The following is a 4,368-nucleotide window of genomic DNA, read 5'->3' on the forward strand; positions in this document are numbered from 1 at the left end:
CGATGAGGCCGGTCTCGATGAAGCCGACCGACATGGCGCCGAATACCGCGCCGATGACCGTGCCGACGCCGCCCCATGTGGGTGTGCCGCCGATGAACACCGCGGCCAGCGTGCGCAGCAGGTAGCCGTCGCCGGCCGTCGGCCACCACGTGTTGTTGATCAGCGATGACAGCACACCAGCGAATGCAGCGCATAGCCCGACGATCACATATACCAATGTCTTCGTGCGCGCTACATGGATGCCCATTTCCTTAGCGCTCTCCGGGTTGTCGCCGACGATGGCGACATGCGCGCCGAGCTGGTGCCGGTTGAACAGCACCAGACAGATCACCACGACCAGCAAAGCCCAAAGGACGGCTACTGGCACGTCGCCAACCTGGCCCACCAGGACGTTGTAGAACGGTGTGTCAATCATCATGGTCAACGGGATGCCGATGCCCTGTGTAAGCACGTTGATCAGGCCGCGCAGGAAGAAGTTCATGCCCAACGTCGCTACCAGCGACGACAGGCCGACCTTGGTGACGAGTAGGCCGTTGACCAAGCCACAGGTGGCGCCGACGAGCAGTGCGGCGAGCAAACCTACAACCGGTGAGACCTCGTTCGAGACCAGCAACGCGAACGCGTAGGATGACAGGCCGAATACCGAGGGAAAGGACAAATCGCTTTCGCCCGATGTGACGACGAACACGAGTGATACAGCGAGGATGATATCTATCGGCAGCGTAGTGAAGATCGCGCGATAGGACTGCGGATTGGTGAACGTGCCGGGCGCCGTGATCAAGAAGAGAGCCCACAACGCTAAGAAGATAGCGAACGCACTCAGGCCGCGCCGGTTTTGATCGAGCCATGTGCGAATGGCGCCATGCTCGCGGGCTTGAGTAGAAACAGCAGTGACTTCCATGCATCACCTCCGTCAGTGCTCAATGTCGAGCGTGCCGTGTCGCGCGACCGTTTGCAGCTTGCGGATCAACACATCTGCCGAGGGCACTTCGGATTTGTCCGCTGTGTAGACGATAGTGCCTCGATCGAGGATGGCGAAGTAGTCGGACACGTCGTAGCTGTGGTAGATGTTGTGGCTGATGAAGATGCTGGCTGCGCCGCGCGCGCGCAGTTGCCGGACGAACGCGAAGACTTTTTCGGATTCGGTCAGCGAGAGCGCCGTGGTTGGCTCGTCGAGGATGACCAGTTGCGCCTTGAAATAGATCGCCCGCGCGATGGCGACGCCTTGCCGCTCGCCGCCGGAGAGCGTCATCACCCGTGAATCCGGCGAGAACACCTTCGAGGTGAAGCCGATCTCGCGCATCAATCGCTCGGCCTCTTCGCGCTGGCGTTTCACGTCAATCAACCCCAACGGATTGGTGAGTTCGCGGCCCATGAAGATGTTGCGGGCGATGCTTTGCTGTTCGGCCAGTGCGCGATCCTGGAACACCGTCTCGATGCCGGCGGCGCGTGCCTGAGCAACCGACCAGTGCGTGACCTTTTTGCCCTTTACCCACATCTCGCCGCTATCAGGTGAGTGCACGCCGGCGATGAGCTTGATGAGTGTGGATTTGCCGGCGCCGTTGTCGCCGATCAGCCCGAGCACGCGCCCTTCTTCGATGGTGAGGTTGACACCGCTGAGTGCATTGACGCTGCCATACGACTTGTAGACGTTCTTCAGTTCGATGAAAGGAGTCGCCATCGGTGTATATCGCTGCACCGCATAGCCTCAAGTTGCGTGTCGTGCGTCACGTATCGCGTATTGCGTATCACGTGCTTCGTGGCTGGGCACGCAACACACGATACGCAATACGTGACATACGACAGCCGGGCATTATCGGCTATGCGTTGCGCTGTGAGAAAGCACGGTTACCGCAGACCTTTCTTAGCGAGGTCGGCGACGCTCTTGTAGTTCTGCGCGTTGACGAAGCCGGCGCCGGTGTCCACATTCATCGGCGCAAAGCCGAACTTCTTGGTCAGGCAGATGCTTTGGATCGGCACGTAGCCTTGCAGGAAGGGTTGCTGGTCGGATGTGAGTTGCACAAAGCCCTTGTCGAATGCGTCAATGATGGCCGGGCTGGTGTCGAAGCCGATGTTGAACACTTCGCCGGGTTTCTTGTTGATTGCCCTCATGTAGGTCGGCGCTGCACCGAGCGTCTGGCCACCTGAATACACGATCAGCTTGATCTCGGGGTTTTTGCCAAACGCGCCGGTGATCTGCGGAATGAGCAGGCCGGGATCGGTAGCCGCAGCGGGTTGACCCGCGACTGTAATCACCTTCATGCCGGCTTTGATCAAAGCGTCGGTCGTCCCTTGTTCGCGGATATAGCGGCCGGGCTGGCCCCACGCGCCGAACACCAGCGCCGTGTCGCCCTTCTTCAGGCCGAGCGTGCGGATCGCTTCCTCGCCCAGCGCGCGGCCCTGGGGATACAAGTTAGCGCCGACGTAGCCGCCACCGAACTTGGCGCGCACCTTGGGCACGTCCACGTTCTGATACATCATGATGATGCCGGCTTTTGCGGCCTGCTCGGCCAACGGCATGATCGCGTCATCGCCCGCGTGGCCCATCATTGCGATGCCGTCCGGCTTCGAGGCGATGGCGTCGCGCAGTTGCGCCAGCATCTTTTCGGTCTGCCAGCCGGAGAAAACATACTCCACCTTCGGGCCGAAATCGGCCTCGGCTTGCTGTGCGCCTTTGTAGACGATCGAGGCGAAAGCGTCGCCGGGGTCGCCGCCGACGAAGAAGCGGATGCGCACGCCCTGGCACCACTTCGCGCCGCCCTGGCTGGGGTCGGCCGCTTGTACGGGCGAGGCGGCAAACGTCGTCGCAGCGAGCGCACCGATGAGCAGGGCAGATGCCCACAGAGAAGGTTTGCGTGCAACGGTCATGGAATCCTCCTGGATTTGAACTGATTGTCTCCTAACGGTTTGACTTGAGCTTGGTCGGACTGAATCGAGTGTGCAAGGTTCGGATCGGAAAGTAGAAGTGATAGCAATCCTCGAATAGGCATTCCTCCTTTTACAGTTCAAGTTTTGTTACGCCGAGCCGTTTTGCCGTGCCATGGGCAGTGCGGCAACGCTCCGACGCAGGACGAGCTGGGGTGAAGGCAGGAGATGTTCCACCGCACCGGAACCTTGTAGCTGCGCGATCAGCATGCGACCGGCCTGGTAGCCGAACTCGTAGGCCGGGAAGTCAATGGCCGTCAACGGCGGTGTAAACAATTCGGCTGTGCGGCTGGTGATGAATGCGATCACCGAGATATCCTCCGGTATGCGGAGGCCGCGTTCCTCGAGCACGCGATAGGCTGCGATCGTCACATCGCCATGCATCGAGATCATCGCCGTAAGGCCCGGATGGTGATCTAGGAGTTTATGGGTCGCTGCTGCGACTTCGGCTGCGATATCGGCAGAGGAGACAACGATAGAAGCTAGGCCGAGCTTCCTGCAGGTTTTCACATAGCTATCGCGGCTGCGCACCGCCGGACCGTAGCCGCGCTTGTAGGCCTCGGACGAAAGCGCGAGCAAGGCGATTTTGCGATGCCCGAGGCCGGCCAGGTATTCCACAGCTTGTGCGACGCCGTGTTCAAAGTCCATGTCAATGAAGCTGATCCCGTTGTTGTTCGCACAGCGACCGATCATGACGAACGGGAAGCCCATCCGCTTCAGGTAGCTTACGCGCCAATCGCGCAGGTGAATCTCCATGAGGATGATGCCGTCGGTCAGCGCGCTGCGGCAGAGCGCGGTCAGTTGAGGACGCGAGAGGTCGCTCGTCATCAGGTAGAACGTATAGGACGCGTCACTTGCCGCCTTTGCTGCTCCGAGGATGAACTCTTCGCGCATCAAGCTGCGCTGCGCATCGGGGAAGAGCAAGGCGATGGCGCGGCTCCGGCCGGCGGCCAGGCGTTGTGCCTGGGCATGCGGTGTAAACCCGAGCTCCTCGATGACGGCTCGCACGCGCTGGCGTGTTTCTTCGGCCACGTCGGGCTTGTTGTTGAGGATGCGCGATACCGTCGAGACCGACACGCCGGCGGCACGGGCGATGTCCGCGATCGTGACGTCGTTGGTGGATGTGGCCATCGGTTTATGGCCGGTATCGCTACCGGCAGCGATGCCGAAGATCTTAATGATCCAGCGGGCGATGTCAAGCGATGGTGTGAAAGCGACACCGTGTTTTAGACGGGTGGCGCGCATGACCTGCTCCTTCACGACTGGGCGCTCGCGTTGCGTTCGGGCCGGCGTGTATGCGCCTTTCTCGTTCGGATATTGCGACGCTCCATCATGGACCAGATCAGCATGATGTGCTCGCGCACGGCGCGTGCGGCGGCAGCCGGCCTGCGCTTGCGCAAGGCAGCGACGATCGGATTATGGGTGTCGGCGATGTCGGCCAGC

The 4,368-nt window shown here is 60.8% G+C and carries 4 protein-coding genes and 1 pseudogene; all 5 read right to left on the reverse strand.

Going from position 1 to position 4,368, the window contains the following annotated elements; genetic code table 11:
- Nucleotides 1-901: ABC transporter permease (locus GXH28_RS15140; protein ID WP_169239856.1), on the reverse strand; the 901-nt coding region annotated here is incomplete at its 3' end.
- 12 nt (nt 902-913) lie between these two features.
- Nucleotides 914-1,681, reverse strand: coding sequence for an ATP-binding cassette domain-containing protein (locus tag GXH28_RS15145; RefSeq protein ID WP_169239857.1), 768 nt, complete (start codon nt 1,679-1,681; stop codon nt 914-916).
- 167 nt (nt 1,682-1,848) lie between these two features.
- Nucleotides 1,849-2,868, reverse strand: a complete 1,020-nt coding sequence (locus GXH28_RS15150) for a substrate-binding domain-containing protein (protein ID WP_169239858.1) — start codon at nt 2,866-2,868, stop codon at nt 1,849-1,851.
- A 147-nt stretch (nt 2,869-3,015) separates the two neighbouring features.
- Entirely contained in the window at nt 3,016-4,170 is a 1,155-nt protein-coding gene (locus GXH28_RS15155; protein ID WP_169239859.1) for a LacI family DNA-binding transcriptional regulator, read from the reverse strand.
- Nucleotides 4,171-4,181: 11 nt separating this feature from the next.
- A pseudogene (locus GXH28_RS15160) lies at nt 4,182-4,368 on the reverse strand (hypothetical protein); the annotation flags it as partial.

Origin of the sequence: Candidatus Roseilinea sp. NK_OTU-006 (assembly GCF_012931985.1) — a bacterium.
Lineage (GTDB): Bacteria > Chloroflexota > Anaerolineae > J036 > Brachytrichaceae > JAAFGM01.

Bases quoted from the DNA above. Each gene is read 5' to 3' on its own strand.
- GXH28_RS15145 (WP_169239857.1), bottom strand. From the start codon at position 1,681: ATGGCGACTCCTTTCATCGAACTGAAGAACGTCTACAAGTCGTATGGC.
- GXH28_RS15150 (WP_169239858.1), bottom strand. From the start codon at position 2,868: ATGACCGTTGCACGCAAACCTTCTCTGTGGGCATCTGCCCTGCTCATC.
- GXH28_RS15155 (WP_169239859.1), bottom strand. From the start codon at position 4,170: ATGCGCGCCACCCGTCTAAAACACGGTGTCGCTTTCACACCATCGCTT.